The following is a 16,489-nucleotide window of genomic DNA, read 5'->3' on the forward strand; positions in this document are numbered from 1 at the left end:
TAATATTATATCTTTTTATTAATTGTTTTATTTGAACTTGACCACTTTTTAAGTTTAATTCTTCAAAGATTTTTGAAGTTTTTTCTCCAGCTAAAAACTTCTTAATAGCAATTAATTTTATCTTTTATCTATTACTTTTGGCATATAAAAACAACCTTTCTATAGAAACTTATTATTTAAATTTTTTTAAATAATCGGTCTGTTTAAGGTTATCTATTTTCAATATAGGAAATATTGTTTTTTTATTTATGAAATTATAATTAAATAGATTCTTAAAAAAAGGTAAAAAAAGTATGAGCAAAATTTTCAAAAAATATAGAAAGTTATTTATAAAAACTTGAGTAGAAACAATTGGTACAATTTTGTTTTTAGTAATTTTTACTATGATTGTATTTGGGATTTTAGCAACACCGTTACAATTAACTTTAAAAGCAAGTTATTTATTAAAAAATACAAATAGTTAAAATAATCAAATGCAACATAATTTTAATTACGACAATAATTTTTAAATAAAGTTATTTTAAAATGTGTTGATTGTAAGCGATTATGTCACAAAAAACAATATATTAATATATGCTTCTTGTATTTCTTCTTTTCTTATTAAAGAAGTATCAATTACTATATTTTCATGAACTTTCAATTTTTGGTGGTTTAATAGACTCTAGTTCTTCTTTTTTAATTGTATATTTATTACCGTGAAGCCTATTTCATCTATTTCTATTAAGTTATATACATCATTACCAATTGAAGAATAATATTTTTATCCTGAGTTTTCATAACCATAACTTTTGTTTTTGGTTTTAAATACAGCGGCTCATACCCTGAACAAACAAACCATTTTTTATTATCATAATCAATACTTGAACCTTTATTGACGATTCTTGTTGTTCTATATGAAAAAACAATATTTGGATTTTCTGTAAATTTTCTTACAACTGATTTACAATTATCAATAGGAGTTGAATATTTTTTATTATATTCTTTAATCAGTGTAGGTAAATAATCATTTAACTCTTCAATTGTTTTAATATTTTTGATTCGAATTCTTTGAGGCCATCTTCTTTGAAGGGTGCCAAAAGTTCTCTCAACCAAAGCTTTTTCTTGTGGTATAGAGGTAGTTTTTGTTGATACTTTTAAAGAATGAAAAATAAATTGCAATTGAGTACGAGACTCTGAATACCCTTCAGAGTCTCTATTTATTTTAGAGCTAAATACATTTCGATTGTCAGTTACATTCTTAATAGGAATGCCATAATTTACAAATGTTTCTTTATAAACACGATAATAACTCTCTGTTGTTTCTTGCTCGCTAAAATGTCCTGCTAAAATTCTTTTTGTTGACTTATCAATTACAATGTGTAAATGACTTTTTACTCCCTTAATCCACTCGTGATTTGAAGCATCTGCTTCAAAAATTGCCCCAAAGTTTGTTTCTCTTTTTTGGGTTGGGTGAGGGTGTTTTAATAATGGAATTTTATTTTTGATTATAACTAATGGGTCTAAATCATTGTTTAATCGATTTGTTCTTAATCTAATTTCTTTTTTGGTTTTTTTATGCATACTAAAAACTAACTCATTATTTTCTTTCATTATATTTCTTAATGAAGAATAGCTAATTTTATCTTTTCAACAATTTTCTCAATAATCTAACATACTAAAATCATAATATTTTAATTTATAAAAACTAATTATTTTTTCTTTAATATCATGATCTATTTTATTTCTTGGGATTTTCCCAGTGTTTTTATGAATAAAAGCTTTTGGTCCAATTTTTTTATACTCTTTTAACTTTCTATATGTGTGTCTTTTTGATCAACCAAGAGTTTCTGCGCTTGTGTTTATGTCATGTAGTTTATTAGATAAACCTTTTATAACCTCTAATTTAACTTGTTTCATTATGTCTAATTCAATTCCTCTCATAATTTTGCCTCCAAGTATATTGTACTTGTGACATAATCGCTTGTTAATTGTTTGTGACATAATCGCTTGTTATTCATATAATTTACTATTTACTTTTTATAAAGTATTAAAATTTATGATATTATATATATGCTATTCGTACCAAAGAAAGTAACTGGGATTTATCCCTTAATTTGTTACCGAGGAATGAAATTACAGATACAAACTATTTTTATTTTTAAAAATAGTTATTTAGTGTATTTTTTAATTAACCTCGGAAATAATTATTTTCGAGGTTTTATTTTGATCAAAAAAATAGTAAAAGGAGGTAGTATTAGTGTCAAACGCAAGACCAGCACATGCTAAAAAGAATGAAATTGTAAAAGATATTGCTAATCGTATTAAAAATTGTAAAGGAATGGCAATAGCAGAATACAAAAACTTATCAGTTGCTCAAATGACTGATTTAAGAAACAAAGCTCGTGAACAAGGTATTTTTATTAAAGTTTATAAAGATTCATTAGTTACAAGAGCAGTACAAGAACTAAAAATTTCAGGATTAGAACCATATTTAACTGAACAAAATGTTTACATTTTCTCTGATGAAGAAGCTCTATATCCTGCAAAATTAGTTGATAACTTTGCAAAAATCAATAAAGATTTAAAATTAAAAGCGGGAATTTATGAAGGAAATGTATTAGATACAGCAGCAATCAATGAAATTGCTTCTCTTCCATCAAAAGAAGAACTATACTCAATGTTTGCTTCATCTCTTATCTACCCATTACGTCAATTTATGTTGACAGTAAAAGAAATTGCAAAAACAAGATCAGAATAGTTTAAATTAAAGTGTACTAATAGCAACTTAATAAATTAAATGAAAAGGAGAACCAAATTATGGCAGTTACAAAAGACGATATTATTAAAGCTTTAGAAGAAATGAAATTAACTGAATTAAATGAATTAGTTAAAGCTATCGAAGATCACTTCGGAGTTGTTGCAGCAGCAGCAGTTGCAGCACCAGCAGCAGGGGGAGCAGCAGATGCAGCACCAACTGAAGTTAATGTATTATTAACAAATCCAGGAGGAAACAAAGTTGCAGTTATTAAAATTGTAAAAGAAATTACTGGATTAGGATTAATGGATGCTAAAAAATTAGTTGATGGAACATTACCAGCAACTATTAAAGAAAACGTAAAAGTTGAAGAAGCAGAAAACATGAAAAAACAATTAATGGAAGCTGGAGCTTCAGTAGATTTAAAATAATTTATCTAAAAATTAAATCACTTTATAAAAAGTGATTTTTTATTTGTTAAAATTACTTATAAGGGGTGGTTTGATTGGAAGTTTTAAAAAAAGAATACCTAAAAAATATTGACTTAAATGATTGTTTCTTTGATTCATTAAAAAATGATTATGGAACTAACGATTTTGTATCTTGATTTCAAAAAAAGCATCAGAAAACTATGAAGCATTTTTAAAATACGATGAAAATAATAAAATTAAAGCTTTCTTAATGCTACAAATAAAAGATGAACCAGAAAATGACATTTTACCAATTCAACCTAATAAAAAAAGAATAAAAATATCTACTTTCAAAATAGATGATGACTTTAAATCTCTAATATTATCAGAAGCTATTATAAATATCATTTTTTCGGAAATGGATAAAGAAAAAATATATGAATGTTATGTAACAATGTATAAAGACAAGCAAAAGGCTCTTCTTAATGTATTATTTTCATGAGGTTTTTTAGAAGTTGGAACTAAAAATAATGAAATAGTTATGGTCAAAATGAAAAACACAGATCTTAATGACGTGAAAAAAAATTATAAATGATATTTTAATTAAGAAAATCTGAATAATATAAAAGATGTAAACTTTTTTTAATTCCTTTAGAACCAGAATATCATGATAAATTATTTCCAGAAAATCATTTAGCAAAAACACAAAACACAGCAAAAGCATTTGATATTTCTTCAATTAGCATAAGCAAAACATATTTATCAAAAATTAATTATAATAAATTACCTAAAAGAGGAGATTTTCTTTTAGAATACAGAATGAGCAAGGAGCAAAAGTTCTTTAAATCAGCTGTTACAGGAATTGGTATTGTTAGTGAAGTTATTTATGATAAAAACTTATCATTTAAAAATTGAAAAAAACACGTCGGAAACACCTCTGTTTTTACAGATGAAGAACTGGAATTACAGTTTAAAATGGGTAGAAATAAAATTATTAAATTTTTTCATATTTTTGCATTTGGAGAAGGCAAAAATATAAATCTCAAAGCTTTATATGATTTAAATATATGACCAGATAATTTTTATTTACCAGCATATCCAATTAATGATAAAGAACTAGTTTTAAATTTAATTTTAGAAAGGTGAAAATAAATGAAACTTTTAATATCTATACACAACGAACACATTGAAAATATAAAAAAAGGTCACAAAAAATTTGAATTTAGAAAAGTTATTGGAAGACAGTTTAATGAAAATGAAATTTATTTTTATGCAACTTATCCAACTTCAAAAGTAGTAGGAGTTGCAAAAATAAAAAAAGTACATATTGATAAACCTAGCGTAATATGAGATATAGCCAAGAATTTCTCGGGAGTTGATAAAGAATTTTATTATAGTTATTATCATAATAAAAAATTGCAGTAGCCTATGAAATAGAAGAATATATTAGTTTCAAAAAACCACTGGATTTACAACACTTTGGCATAAAAAATGCACCTCAATCATTTGTATATATTAAATAATATATTTTATAAAAAATAATTTTTTTATAAAATCAAAAAAGGTAACAAAATATGGAAAGTAAGAAAATATATTCATACTTAGAAAATAAAATATTAAGTAATGAATTAAAAAAAGATGACAAACTACAATCAGAAAATCAACTTTGCGTTAAGTTTAATGTATCAAGAAATTTAATAAGAGATGTTTATAACGACTTAATAATAGATGGTTATATTCATAGCCAAAAAGGTAAAGGTTATTTTGTAAATGATAAAAAATTTTGAATGAAAAACTTAAACCCACAAAAAAAGTTTCCTGAGTATGAATGCGAAAATAAGTTATTAGATTTCAAAATAGATTTACCGAATTGATTTTTAGAAAACTATAATTTAGAAAGTAAAAATTTTCAATGTTATACAAAAGCTAGATATTTAAATAATAAAGAATTGTGTTTAACTTACATATTTTTAAATTTAAATTTAATACCTAATCCTAACGAAAAAGAAATAGAAAATTCTGTTATAAGTTATTTGAGCAAAAGATATGATTTTAGTAAATCATATAACTTTATTAAAATACAAAAAGCAGATCAAAAAGATAAAGAATATTTTGGTTTAAATGATAATAGTTATGTTGTTTGTGAGTACTCAATAATTTTTAATAGCGATGAAACTATATTACAATGCTCACTTGATAAAAGTAGAATAGAAGATTTTAACTTTGGTTATATAGCTAGAGTTGTATAAATAACTTGTCCTTACAAGTTATTTTTATTTTTATAAGAAATATAATTTTAATGAGGTGATAATAATGTCTTTAAAAGATAATATAAATAAAGAAATGTTTCGTTATAGTTATATTGAAAAAGAAAATATTTTTACAGTTAATGCTAATTATGCAATTGCCTTAAGAGTATCTGATATTTGAGAAGAAGGTTTGAATTTAATATTAGAAGTTACTTTTAATAATTTTCAAAAAGCTTATTTATCATTTGGTGAATTTGAAAATAGTATTATAAATATTAAGTTCTGACAAAAACAGCTGAACAAAAACAGATATAATGAGCAATTTAAAAAACATTTAAAACAAGAAAAATTAAATTATAAAAACAACTCAGAAAATATAGAAATTACATTAAAAAATAAAGAAAGATTAGTGATAGAAAAAAAACAGTTTAGAATTTTATTAATTGATGTAAATGGAAAAATAAAAACCCAAACTTCAGTAAGACCAGGTTGAGATAACTTAGAAGGATTTTGTTCTCCTGGATTAGGATATAAAATTAAAGAAAAAGTACAATTGCCATTCTTAACTTTACAATTAGCTAGTGAAGAACTACTTTATGGTTTGGGAGAAAAGTTTAATAACTTTGTTAAAAATGGGACTCAATCTGTAATTTATAATTTAGATAATCAAGCAGTATCAAATGGAGATCTTGGCTATGGTGGGGTTCCACTAGTTTATTCAAATCAAAATTGAGCTATGTTGGTTAATACAGGATATAAAACAGAATGAGAAGTTGGATCGCCAATAACCGAATCATTATCTGTACTATCTTACGAAGAGTGTTTTGATATTCTTTTATTTACAAGTGACTCTATAAAAAATTTAGTTTCACTTTATACAGAATTTACCGGAAGAATAACAGGAGTACCTGATGAAGCATACGGTATTTGATTAAATCGTTTGTACTATCATAATAAAAATGAGCTATTTACTGAAATAAATAATGCAGAAAAATTTAATTATCCAGTTGATGTTTTTACTTTAGATCCAAAATGAATAAAAAATCGTTATACAAAAACTTGTAACTTTGAATTTAATGAAGAACAATTTGGAAACTTAAAAGAGTTACTTGATGAAGTTCATAAAAAAAATGCTAAGATGTGTTTTTGAATTAATCCATATATTCAAATTGATAACTCATCAACTTGAAAAGAAATAGAAGCTAATAAATTTTATACTAAACGTGTTGATGGTGGTGTTGCTCATATTTGAAGTGGTTTATGTAACTATCAAGAAAATGCAACTGCAATTGATTTAACAAATCCAGACGCTGTAGTTTATTGAAAAAATAAAATTAAAGATTTACTAATTAGTGGATTAGATTTTATAAAAACTGATTATGGAGATAGTATTGATGAAAAAGCATTAATGTACAATGGGGAGTTAGGAAAAAACTTTAGAAATGCCTATATTGAATTATATTTAAGATATGCATACGAAGCAACTCAAGAAGTTCATGGAAAAGATAAAGGTTTTGTTTTATCAAGACCTGGTTATATTGGAACAAATAAATATGTTGGTAAATGAGCAGGAGATTCAGCATCAAGTTTTAATGAGTTAAAAATGCAAATGTGATCTGGATTATCAAATTCATTGTGTGGAACAGTAATGTGAGGAACAGATATTGGAGGTTTTTTAGATATTAATGTTAAAGAAAAAGATTTATATGCAAGATGATCACAATTTGGTTTGTTAACTCCATTTTCTAGATACCATGGAGTTGGAGCGAGAGAGCCTTGATATTTTGGAGAAAAAGATTTAGAAATATCAAGAAATTATGCAATTTTAAAAAGAAGATTATTACCATATTATAAAGTTTATGAAAAACAATCAATTGAAAAAGGTTTACCAATTATTAGACCATTAGTTTTAGAATTTCAAAATGATAGTATCGCTTCAAAAGTAGACAATCAATTTATGCTTGGACAAAAAATAATGATAGCTCCAATCTTAAGTGATCAAAAATATAAAAGACAAGTTTATTTTCCAGAAGGACAATGAGTTAGCTTCTTTGATAAAAAACAAATTTACGAAGGAAATAAGTTATATGAAATTGATTGTCCAATTGAAAATACTTTAATATTTGTAAAGCAAAATAGTGTAATACCATTAATGAAATCAGGAAATTATAAATTTAATAAAATTGAAAGTGAAAAGATAGTTTTGAATATTTATGGTGAAGTAAATGATGAGACTTTAGAATTTAGAATTAATAATAAAGATTACAAAGTAGTTGTAAAAAATAATAACATAGAAAAAAATGATAAATTTGAAATCTTATAGGAGGTAATATGAAAAATAAACAATCAATAAAAATATATGCTCCTGTAGATTGTTTTGTTAATGATATTAAAGAACTAAATGATGGAGTATTTAGTGAAGGTATGCTTGGGATAGGAATTTATTTTAATCCAAAAAATAATAATTTATATGCTCCTGTCGAAGGAAAATGTGTGCAAGTGTTTAACACAAAACATGCTATTCACTTTGAAGATTTAAATGGTAATATTTTATTAATGCATATTGGTATTGACTCAGTTCAATTAAATGGAGAAGGATTTGATATAAAAGTTAATCCAGGTCAAGTAGTTGGTTTAAAGAATGAAGTTGCAACTGTAGACTTCAAACTATTCGAACAAAAAAACATAATTAAATCGACTCCAATAGTAATTGAAACAGATAACAATTTTGAATATGAATTTAAAAATTTCAAACCTGGAGATTATAAAAAAGGAGACTTGATTTTAGAAATAGAAAAAACTTTAATTGAAAATAAAGCTTCTGAAAATAAAGTTCAAAAAGATGATGCAGGAAAAGTTATGCCAATTATTTTTAAAGATAAATGGGAACAACTTTCTGAAGAACTTCTAAAAGGTGTAAGTGGAAAAGATAATGTTACAAATGTAAACAACTGTAATACAAGATTAAGATTACAGATTAAAAATATGGATAAACTTAGTCTTGATACAGTTAAACAAAATAGAAATGTTAAAGGTATCAATATAAAAGGTAATGAGCTTCAAATAATTATTGGTCCTGATGCTTATAAACTTAAAGAAGTATTTAATGATTATGCTGCAAGATCAATGATTAACAAAAATGCAAAAAAAGTTAAAGAAACATTTAAATCTAAATTAGTAAAAGTTATAAATGGGATTTTAATACCAGTTGTACCAATAATTTGTGCTGCATCATTTATAACATTGGTTAAAACAATTTTTGAAACAACTCATGTAATTGATCAAGTGTCATTAGACTATAGTCATGGAGCTTTAAGTGTTTTAACTGATTATGATTTAGTTACAGGATTATTTTTCATCCTAAGTCAAACAGCTTGAGCTTTTGTAGGAATATATTTTAGTTATTCCACAGTTAAGTTTTTAAAAGGTAATACAATAATGGGAATCCTTTTAGGATTAACATTAGTTTCACCATTTTTATTTAGTGGATTGAAATGAGATTTATTTACAATTGGAACTTGAACGTTTAGTGTGTCTGCATATCCTTCTTCAATACTTCCTCATATTTTTGTTGGAGTTGTATATGTTTATTTTGATAGATGATGTAGAAAGTGAATACCTACTTGTGTCGATTTAATTTTTAGACACTCAATTAGTTATGCAGTATCAATACTAAGTGTATTTTTAATTGCAGGTCCTTTATTAGCGTTATTAGAAAGTGGCTTATACTTTGTAATAATTGATGGATTAACAAAAATTCCATTTGGAATTGGAACTGCTTTGTTTGGATTTTTATGACAACCACTTGTTTTAACTGGTATGCATACTGCCTTTTATGTACCAATAAATAATATGATTGGAAATGGTATACCATTAGTTTTAGGAACAGTTAAAGAAGCTGGATCATTAGGACAATTTGGTGCTTGTGTTGCAGTTATATTTGCAACAAAAGGATCTGCTACAAAACAAATTGCAGTATCATCTTCACCACCGGCCTTACTCGGGATTACCGAACCAGCCATATATGGATGTAACCTTGTTAAAGTTATTCCGTTTATTGCAGGATGCATAGGTTCTGGTTTAGGTGGATTGTATTTTGGTTTAACAGATTGTAAATTATATGCAATAGGTAATGGAGTCTTATCATCTATTGGAACATTAAAAGGTGGGACAATGAACTTTGTTAACTGTTGGATCGGATATGTAATCACAATGGCTTCAGCATTCTTAATAACATTCTTCTTCTATAAAGAAAGAATAGATGAGAAAAATGGTATTCAAAGATTATATAAAAAAGTAATTAGAACTTTTGAATTAAAAGAAAATAAAAAATTAAATAATTTATATTATATAAATAAGTTTAAAGAAATTTACAACAAAGAAGCAAAACTTAAAATTAAAAAACTTGAAAAATTTTTATATAAAAAAGGTCTTATTGAAAATAAAATAACTAGTTTAATTGTTAAAGAAGACAATTTAAAACAAAAATATTCAAAACTTGCAAGTAAATATTATGAAAAAAATATGGAAGACAAAGTTGTGAAATATAATGATCTAATTTTAAATACTAAAATAGATAAAGATAAATATAATGGAAAACTTAATGTTTTTGTTAAAGAAATTTTAGAATTAAATACAGACTATAACAAAATAAGTATTAAAGCAAAAGAATTAACAGATTCATTTGTAGAAGGCGTAGTAAAAGAATTAAAAAATGAAAATCTTAAAGTGTTGAAAAATAACTTTAACCAAATAATAATGTCGTTAGAAAATAATGCTTTAAATGTGCCAAAACAAGAAGAACTTTTATTTAACTTTAAAGAGTTTGTAAAAAATAAAAAACTTGAAAAAAAAACAATAATATCTAAATAAACTAAAAATCTATATATGAAAATATATAGATTTTTTAAGTTTAATTATAAGCAATAGTAAATTTATATTTTATTGAATTGAAAGGATGATAAAATGAAAAAATACTTATTTTATTAGGATCATTTGGTCTAATATCTTCTACTTCAAGTATTATTTATGCATGTAAAGATACAAACTTTAACTTTGGGCCAAATTTTCAAAACTTAAGAATAGCCGCATAAGAAACTAAAGAAATAGAATTAACTTTACCTATAGAAAAAGGAAGTTAATTTTCAACACTGGAAGTAAAATCAAAAGATGAATCAATTGCAAAAGTAAGGGATTTTAAATGAGATACAATTAATTTTAGTAAATATACATTTAATATAACTGGAATAAAAGAAGGTTATACAACAATAACTGCTAACTATCTAAATAGATATTCAAAAACAATTCAAGTCAAAGTTACCGGACCAATTAACCAAGGATTATAATATTAAAATCACTAAGATATTTTTTAATACTCATCAAAAAAAATTATAAAGAAGAAATTCTGTATTTTAAAATAATGATAGATTTTTTTGTTTGAGCATATAATAAGTGTGAAAATACAATATGTATTTTTAGTGAAATGCATGATAAAGTGAAGAAATTATTAGGATTATTAGGAGCAATGGGATTAGTTGCTACATCGGGTAGTGTTGTTGTTTCATGCGGCAATTCAGCACAAGCAGATTTTGGTAAAGAATTTAAAGATATATCAATTGCAGTGGGAGAAGTTAAAGAAATAAATATTACAATTCCTACAACAGATTCAGAAAGTTTAAAAACTTTTGAAATAAAATCAAAAGATGAGACAATTGCAAAAATAAGTGAATCAAAAAAAGACGATAAAAGTCCAGAAAATATATTTAATTAAAGTTGTTGGAGTTAAAGAAGGTTTAACAAAAATTACTGCAAAATACGATAAAGGATCTAAAGACATAAATGTTACAGTTAATGAGGCAGTTGAAGAAGAAATAAAAGATTTATGCTCAGTTGATGGTAGTGTTGTTTTATATACAGATGGCGATGAAAGTGAAGAACTTGCAAAACCAATAGCTATAGCTGAAATTAATAAACAATTAAAACCAACTGTTGCATATGTAGAATCTGATTTTAGTTTTGAATATGTAGGTAAAACAAGTGCAACTAATGCAAAACTTAGAGTTAAACCTGCTGAAAATAGCAAGAAGTTAAAAGGTGATGTAATGTTTGATATCAAAAAAGAAACTAGAACAGATTTATCAACTATTTTTCCAGATAATAAATTAGAAGTAACAGCTGTTAAAATAGAATATGTCAGAGCTGAAATACAAACACAAATTAGAACAAAAGTAAATGGTGCAACTGTAGTAACTGATTTTGATACAAAAGATTATGTTGAACCTGCAAGTGATAAAAATAAAAATGGAAGTATAACTATATTTGCTGCAAAAAATAGTGATAAACTTAAAAGTTTAGTTACTTTAGAAGTAGTATGAAAATCATCAAGTAAGTAAACAAAGTTATATTTATTAAAAAATGTTTCATTTATGAAACATTTTTCAATTTTTTATATAAAAAATTTATTATATATATAGGAGTTTAATAATGGCAAAGTCAAATAAAATTAATTTTTTAAAACCTTATATTACAAATGAAGGAATAGAAGTAGGTGATTATACTTATTTTTATTCCTTTAATGGCGAACAAGGATTAAAAGAATTTCAAAATAAAAACGTTTTATATCATTTTTATAAAATTTCAAATAATAAATTAATTATAGGAAAGTTTTGTGCGATTGCAGATGAGGTTAAGTTTATAATGAGTGGTGCAAATCATAGAATTAATTCTTTATCAACTTTTCCATTTGAAATGTTCGATGAATTTAATGATGAACACGATTTAATATGTGCTAATCCTGTATTTAAAGGAGACACAGTTGTGGGAAATGATGTTTGAATTGGGTATGGTGCAACTATTTTACCTGGAATAAAAATTGGAAATGGAGCAATAATTGGTGCAAAAACTGTTGTATCAAAAGATGTTGATCCTTATACAGTTGTTGCTGGAAATCCTTGCAAAGTAATAAAAACAAGGTTTGATAATGAAACTATTAAAAAACTACAAGACTTAAAATGATGAGATAAATCTGAAAAAGAAATAAAAAAATTAATTCCCCTATTGACAGATTCTAACAATAACTTATAATTTTTTGTATTGAACAAAATTTTATAAGTTTTGTTTTTGTGTATCAATCTTAACAATCAATAAAAATTTTAAGAGGTAATTTATGAATATAACACAAGAGCAAGAAGATATTATTAATAATATTTTAACTAAAAACATTATTGTAGAAGCGGTGGCTGGAAGCGGAAAAACAACAACAGCACTTGAAATGGCAAAAAGATATTTAGATAAAAAGTTTTTATTAGTAACATATAACAAAGATTTAAAACAAGATACAAGAGAAAAAGTAGTTAAACAAAATTTAAATAATATAATTGTTGAAAATTATCATTCAATTACAATGAAATATTATGGAATAAGAAATGCAGCAAATGATGATGCAGTTTTAGATGTAATTGAAAATGATTTAGCTTTAGCTTATGATTTTATTCCTGATGTATTAATATTAGATGAAGTTCAGGATATGAATATTAGTTTTTATAAGCTAATAAAAAAATTATTAAGAGATTTAAATAATGAACAAATATCAATTTGTGTTTTAGGAGATCGAAAACAAACTTTATATAGATTTATGAAATCTGACTATCGATATTTAGAATTAGCAGATGAAATTTTTACTTACTCTAAAAAGGAATGAATTAGATTAAAGCTTACAGAAAGTTTTAGAGTACCAAATAAAGTTTGTGATTTTTTAAACAAATGTTTTTATAAAACAGAGTTTATTAAAAGTAATAATATCAATAATGTGCCTATTGATTATTTGATTTATGATCCTTATAACATTGATCAAGTAAGCAATATTATTTTAAATAATATTGAAATATACGGAATTAAAAACACATTTTTATTAGCAAATAGTTTACAAACAAACTCAAATATCAATCCACTAAATAATATTTTAAATTCTGTAAATGATAAATTTGCTTTATTTTTAAAAGAAAAAGATATAAAAACAAATGATAAAAATTTAAAAAAGAATAAATTAGAAATTACAACAATTAACTCAACTAAAGGTAGAGAAAAAGATTTAGTTATAGTTTATGGATTTGATGAGTTTTATTTTAAAGCTTATGCAAAAGATGAAAATAATAAAATACCTAGTGATAAATTTTATGTAGCAATCACAAGAGCAAAACAAAAAGTTATACTTTTAAATACAGCATGAAGTGCACCATTATGCTTTTTAGATAAGTATGACATATTAAATACTTGTAATGTAGTTGGAGATTTTGAAGCATTAAATAAAAAATGTGAATTAGAAAATCGAAAAAAAGATAAAGATATATATTTTGATGTAACTCAATTAATTGAATATTTAGACCCAAGTATTTTGTATAAATTTAAAAAAATTCTTTCAGTAGAAGAATATGAGTTTACAAATAAAGCCAATGTTGATTTTTCAAAAATTCCATTTAGTATTGAATTAAATTTTAAAGACAAATTAATTAAAGAAAATGTTTCAGCAATAAATGGTTCACTAATTACTTATATTCCTTTATATATGAAAACAAATTTTATTGATGCAGTATTTAAATGAATCAATATGATTATTGAAATAAGAAAAGCACAAGATAAAAACTTTCAACTAACTAATGAGATAAATAATATAAATGATATTTTTAAAAAAGGTAACTTATCTATACAAGACTTAACACATATTGCATGTATTATTGAAACTGCAAAATCAGGTAGAAACTACAAATATTTGCAACTAAAAGATTCTAACTTTGATTGATTAAATAAAACTTTTATGGAAGATACTTTAAAAGTAATTGAAGAAATTGATCCAAAAGGAACTATGCTTTTTGAAGAAGACTTAATAATTAATGCAGAAAATAATGATATATTAAAAAAAATTAATAAAGAATTAGGCTTAAATACAATTAATTTATATGGAATTTATGATGGATATAATAGTGAAACAAATGAGTTATGAGAGTTTAAATTAACAAAAAATGTTGATTATGAAATGTTTTTACAAGCTTGTATCTATTCATATATAATTCAACAAAAGAACAAACAAAGTTTAAAAGCTACATATTTGTTTAATTTATATACTTCAAAAATATACTTATTAAAATTTGACATAAAAGAATTTGAAAAGATATTATATGAAATTTTATATTTTAAATGTACAAATGTAGCAGAAAAAAATGATAATCAATTTTTAAAGGAGGTTTTAAATTGTGAATAAACCAAGTTTTATAGTAATAGATTTTGAAACAGCCAATTATAAAAATGAACCATGTCAAGTTGGTATAGTAATTTGCGAAAATGGTGTGATTACAGATAGATATGAGACTTTAATAAGTTTACCAAAGTATAGTTATATTGATTTTAAATATACAATGATTCATAACATTTATGATGAGCAACTAGTAGGACAACCAGGTTTTGTAGAAGTATGTAAAAAAATAAAAGAAAAATTACAAAAAGGATATGTTGTAATTGCTCATAATGCCAAATTTGATATGATGGTTTTAAAAAGAGCTATGCAAAATAATAATATTGAAATGTTTGATTTTGATTATGCATGCAGTGTTGAAATTATTAGAAACTCATTTCCAAAAAGATTTTTAAATCATAAATTATCCACTTTAGCCAATGCATTAAATATAAAGTTTAATCATCATAACGCATTAGCAGATTCAGAAGCAACTTGTGAAGTCTTATTAAAGTGCTTTAATGATCATGAAAGTTTTTTAAATGCATTAAAACATCCAAAATATATTCTTAAAAAGTTTACAACTTATTTTAATAAAAAATGTCACTTTCATAACTAATAATAAGTTTTTACTTATTTTTTTTGTCTTAAAAATAAAGTTTAAGATTTTCCATATAATTTAAAAAATATAGAATTTTTTTTATTTAGTGCTATAATGTAAGCGAAGATAGTGAGTGATTTTTATGAGTAAAGACAACAAAAAATTTGTTTCCATTGATTTAGGAACAGCATATACTCTTGTTTATATACATGGACAAGGTATTGTTTACAATGAAGCTTCAATTATTGCATATAAAGTAAAAGAAAATAAGATTATTGCAGTAGGTAATGATGCTTATAAAATGATTGGAAAAGGAAACAAATCTATTAAAATAGTTAAACCAATGGCAGAAGGTGTTATTTGTGATATAAAAACAACCGTTAGCCAATTGCGATTTATCTTTAAAAAATTGAGAATGGAAGACCAACTAAAAGGATGCACAATGCTATTAGCATGCCCTTCAGTAATTACAGAGCTAGAAAAACAAGCTTTAATTAAAATTGCAAACAGTTTTGGAGCAATTAATGTATTTATTGAAGAAGAAGTGAAAATGGCAGCGCTTGGTGGAGGAGTAAATATCTTTGCACCAACTGGAAAATTGATTGTTGATAGTGGAGGAGGTACTACTGATGTTGCAGTAATAGCCTCTGGAGATATAGTGCTATCCAAATCAATAAAAATTGCAGGAAATTATTTAAATGAAGAAATTAAAAAATTTGTTAGATCTCAATATGGGTTAGAAGTTGGTACAAAAACAGCAGAACTTATAAAAATCAATATTGGTTCATTAGCTAAGTATAGTGACGAAAGACGTATGAAAGTTTATGGACGTGATGTTGTTTCAGGATTACCAAGGGAAGTCGAGTTGAGTCCTGAAGAAGTAAGAGAAGTTTTAAAAGTACCAGTATCAAGAATTATTGATTTAATAGTTCAAGTATTAGAAGATACCCCTCCAGAATTAGCAGGAGATATCTTCTTAAATGGAATTGTGTTATGTGGTGGAGGAGCCTTGATAAGAGGTTTTGATAAATATGTAGCAGATATATTACAATTACCAGCTAAAGTTGGAGAACAACCACTTTTAGCAGTAATAAATGGTACTAAGAAATTTGAAACAAATATATGAGACATGTTATACGAAAGAAAACATGCAACACCTATAATTTAAATAAATGCTAAAAAATACATTAAGGAGTTAATGTATTTTTTATTAGATATAAAATTTTAATAAAATTTTTTGATTATAAAAAATTCCTTTTATATATATTT

The 16,489-nt window shown here is 24.6% G+C and carries 16 protein-coding genes, 1 pseudogene and 1 other annotated feature; of the genes and pseudogenes, 16 read left to right on the forward strand and 1 reads right to left on the reverse strand.

The genetic code is table 4. The annotated features are described in order from the left end of the window. Positions 1 to 293: 293 nt before the first annotated feature. A complete protein-coding gene (locus STABA_RS00550; protein WP_156005467.1) occupies positions 294 to 464 on the forward strand; it encodes a hypothetical protein in 171 nt (56 codons plus the stop codon). Between the two features lie 102 nt (positions 465 to 566). On the opposite strand, the pseudogene STABA_RS00555 reads toward STABA_RS00550, so the two are convergent. After that, positions 567 to 1,920 (reverse strand): annotated as a pseudogene (locus STABA_RS00555) (ISNCY family transposase). Positions 1,921 to 2,043: 123 nt separating this feature from the next. Continuing rightward, positions 2,044 to 2,163, forward strand: a sequence feature (ribosomal protein L10 leader region). Positions 2,164 to 2,236: 73 nt separating this feature from the next. On the opposite strand from STABA_RS00555, the gene rplJ reads away from it, so the two are divergent. The 15 genes from rplJ to mreB all read left to right on the forward strand — a co-directional run bounded on the left by rplJ (position 2,237) and on the right by mreB (position 16,388). Then, complete coding sequence (gene rplJ, locus STABA_RS00560) at positions 2,237 to 2,737, forward strand: 50S ribosomal protein L10 (protein ID WP_156005471.1); 501 nt, start codon at positions 2,237 to 2,239, stop codon at positions 2,735 to 2,737. Positions 2,738 to 2,796: 59 nt separating this feature from the next. After that, complete coding sequence (rplL, locus tag STABA_RS00565; protein WP_156005473.1) at positions 2,797 to 3,165, forward strand: 50S ribosomal protein L7/L12; 369 nt, start codon at positions 2,797 to 2,799, stop codon at positions 3,163 to 3,165. Positions 3,166 to 3,337: 172 nt separating this feature from the next. Then, positions 3,338 to 3,751, forward strand: a complete 414-nt coding sequence (locus STABA_RS00570) for a hypothetical protein (RefSeq protein ID WP_156005475.1) — start codon at positions 3,338 to 3,340, stop codon at positions 3,749 to 3,751. A gap of 212 nt (positions 3,752 to 3,963) precedes the next feature. After that, complete coding sequence (locus tag STABA_RS00575; RefSeq protein ID WP_156005477.1) at positions 3,964 to 4,296, forward strand: hypothetical protein; 333 nt, start codon at positions 3,964 to 3,966, stop codon at positions 4,294 to 4,296. Beyond that, on the forward strand, positions 4,297 to 4,569 hold the full coding sequence (locus tag STABA_RS00580) for a hypothetical protein (RefSeq protein WP_211360460.1): 273 nt from the start codon (positions 4,297 to 4,299) through the stop codon (positions 4,567 to 4,569). A 149-nt stretch (positions 4,570 to 4,718) separates the two neighbouring features. Beyond that, positions 4,719 to 5,393, forward strand: a complete 675-nt coding sequence (locus tag STABA_RS00585; RefSeq protein WP_156005479.1) for a GntR family transcriptional regulator — start codon at positions 4,719 to 4,721, stop codon at positions 5,391 to 5,393. Between the two features lie 64 nt (positions 5,394 to 5,457). Continuing rightward, on the forward strand, positions 5,458 to 7,716 hold the full coding sequence (locus STABA_RS00590; RefSeq protein ID WP_156005481.1) for a TIM-barrel domain-containing protein: 2,259 nt from the start codon (positions 5,458 to 5,460) through the stop codon (positions 7,714 to 7,716). Positions 7,717 to 7,724: 8 nt separating this feature from the next. Continuing rightward, complete coding sequence (locus STABA_RS00595; protein ID WP_156005483.1) at positions 7,725 to 10,265, forward strand: glucose PTS transporter subunit IIA; 2,541 nt, start codon at positions 7,725 to 7,727, stop codon at positions 10,263 to 10,265. A 101-nt stretch (positions 10,266 to 10,366) separates the two neighbouring features. Next, on the forward strand, positions 10,367 to 10,486 hold the full coding sequence (locus STABA_RS06065; protein ID WP_170264719.1) for a hypothetical protein: 120 nt from the start codon (positions 10,367 to 10,369) through the stop codon (positions 10,484 to 10,486). 401 nt (positions 10,487 to 10,887) lie between these two features. Next, entirely contained in the window at positions 10,888 to 11,163 is a 276-nt protein-coding gene (locus STABA_RS00600) for a lipoprotein (RefSeq protein WP_156005485.1), read from the forward strand. Further along, on the forward strand, positions 11,117 to 11,785 hold the full coding sequence (locus STABA_RS00605; protein ID WP_156005487.1) for a hypothetical protein: 669 nt from the start codon (positions 11,117 to 11,119) through the stop codon (positions 11,783 to 11,785). Before STABA_RS00600 ends, STABA_RS00605 begins: the two co-directional genes overlap by 47 nt. A 91-nt stretch (positions 11,786 to 11,876) precedes the next feature. Continuing rightward, positions 11,877 to 12,476, forward strand: coding sequence for a CatB-related O-acetyltransferase (locus STABA_RS00610; RefSeq protein ID WP_156005489.1), 600 nt, complete (start codon positions 11,877 to 11,879; stop codon positions 12,474 to 12,476). A gap of 82 nt (positions 12,477 to 12,558) precedes the next feature. Next, the gene (locus STABA_RS00615; RefSeq protein WP_156005491.1) at positions 12,559 to 14,649 is read left to right on the forward strand and encodes a UvrD-helicase domain-containing protein; all 2,091 of its coding nucleotides are present in this window, start codon (positions 12,559 to 12,561) and stop codon (positions 14,647 to 14,649) included. Beyond that, positions 14,642 to 15,238, forward strand: a complete 597-nt coding sequence (locus STABA_RS00620) for an exonuclease domain-containing protein (RefSeq protein ID WP_170264666.1) — start codon at positions 14,642 to 14,644, stop codon at positions 15,236 to 15,238. The genes STABA_RS00615 and STABA_RS00620 overlap by 8 nt, the downstream gene beginning before the upstream one ends. 124 nt (positions 15,239 to 15,362) lie before the next feature. Continuing rightward, complete coding sequence (gene mreB, locus STABA_RS00625) at positions 15,363 to 16,388, forward strand: rod shape-determining protein (protein ID WP_156005495.1); 1,026 nt, start codon at positions 15,363 to 15,365, stop codon at positions 16,386 to 16,388. Positions 16,389 to 16,489: the final 101 nt, after the last annotated feature.

The organism is Spiroplasma tabanidicola (assembly GCF_009730595.1).
GTDB classification, from domain to species: Bacteria; Bacillota_I; Bacilli_A; order Mycoplasmatales; family Mycoplasmataceae; genus Spiroplasma_A; species Spiroplasma_A tabanidicola.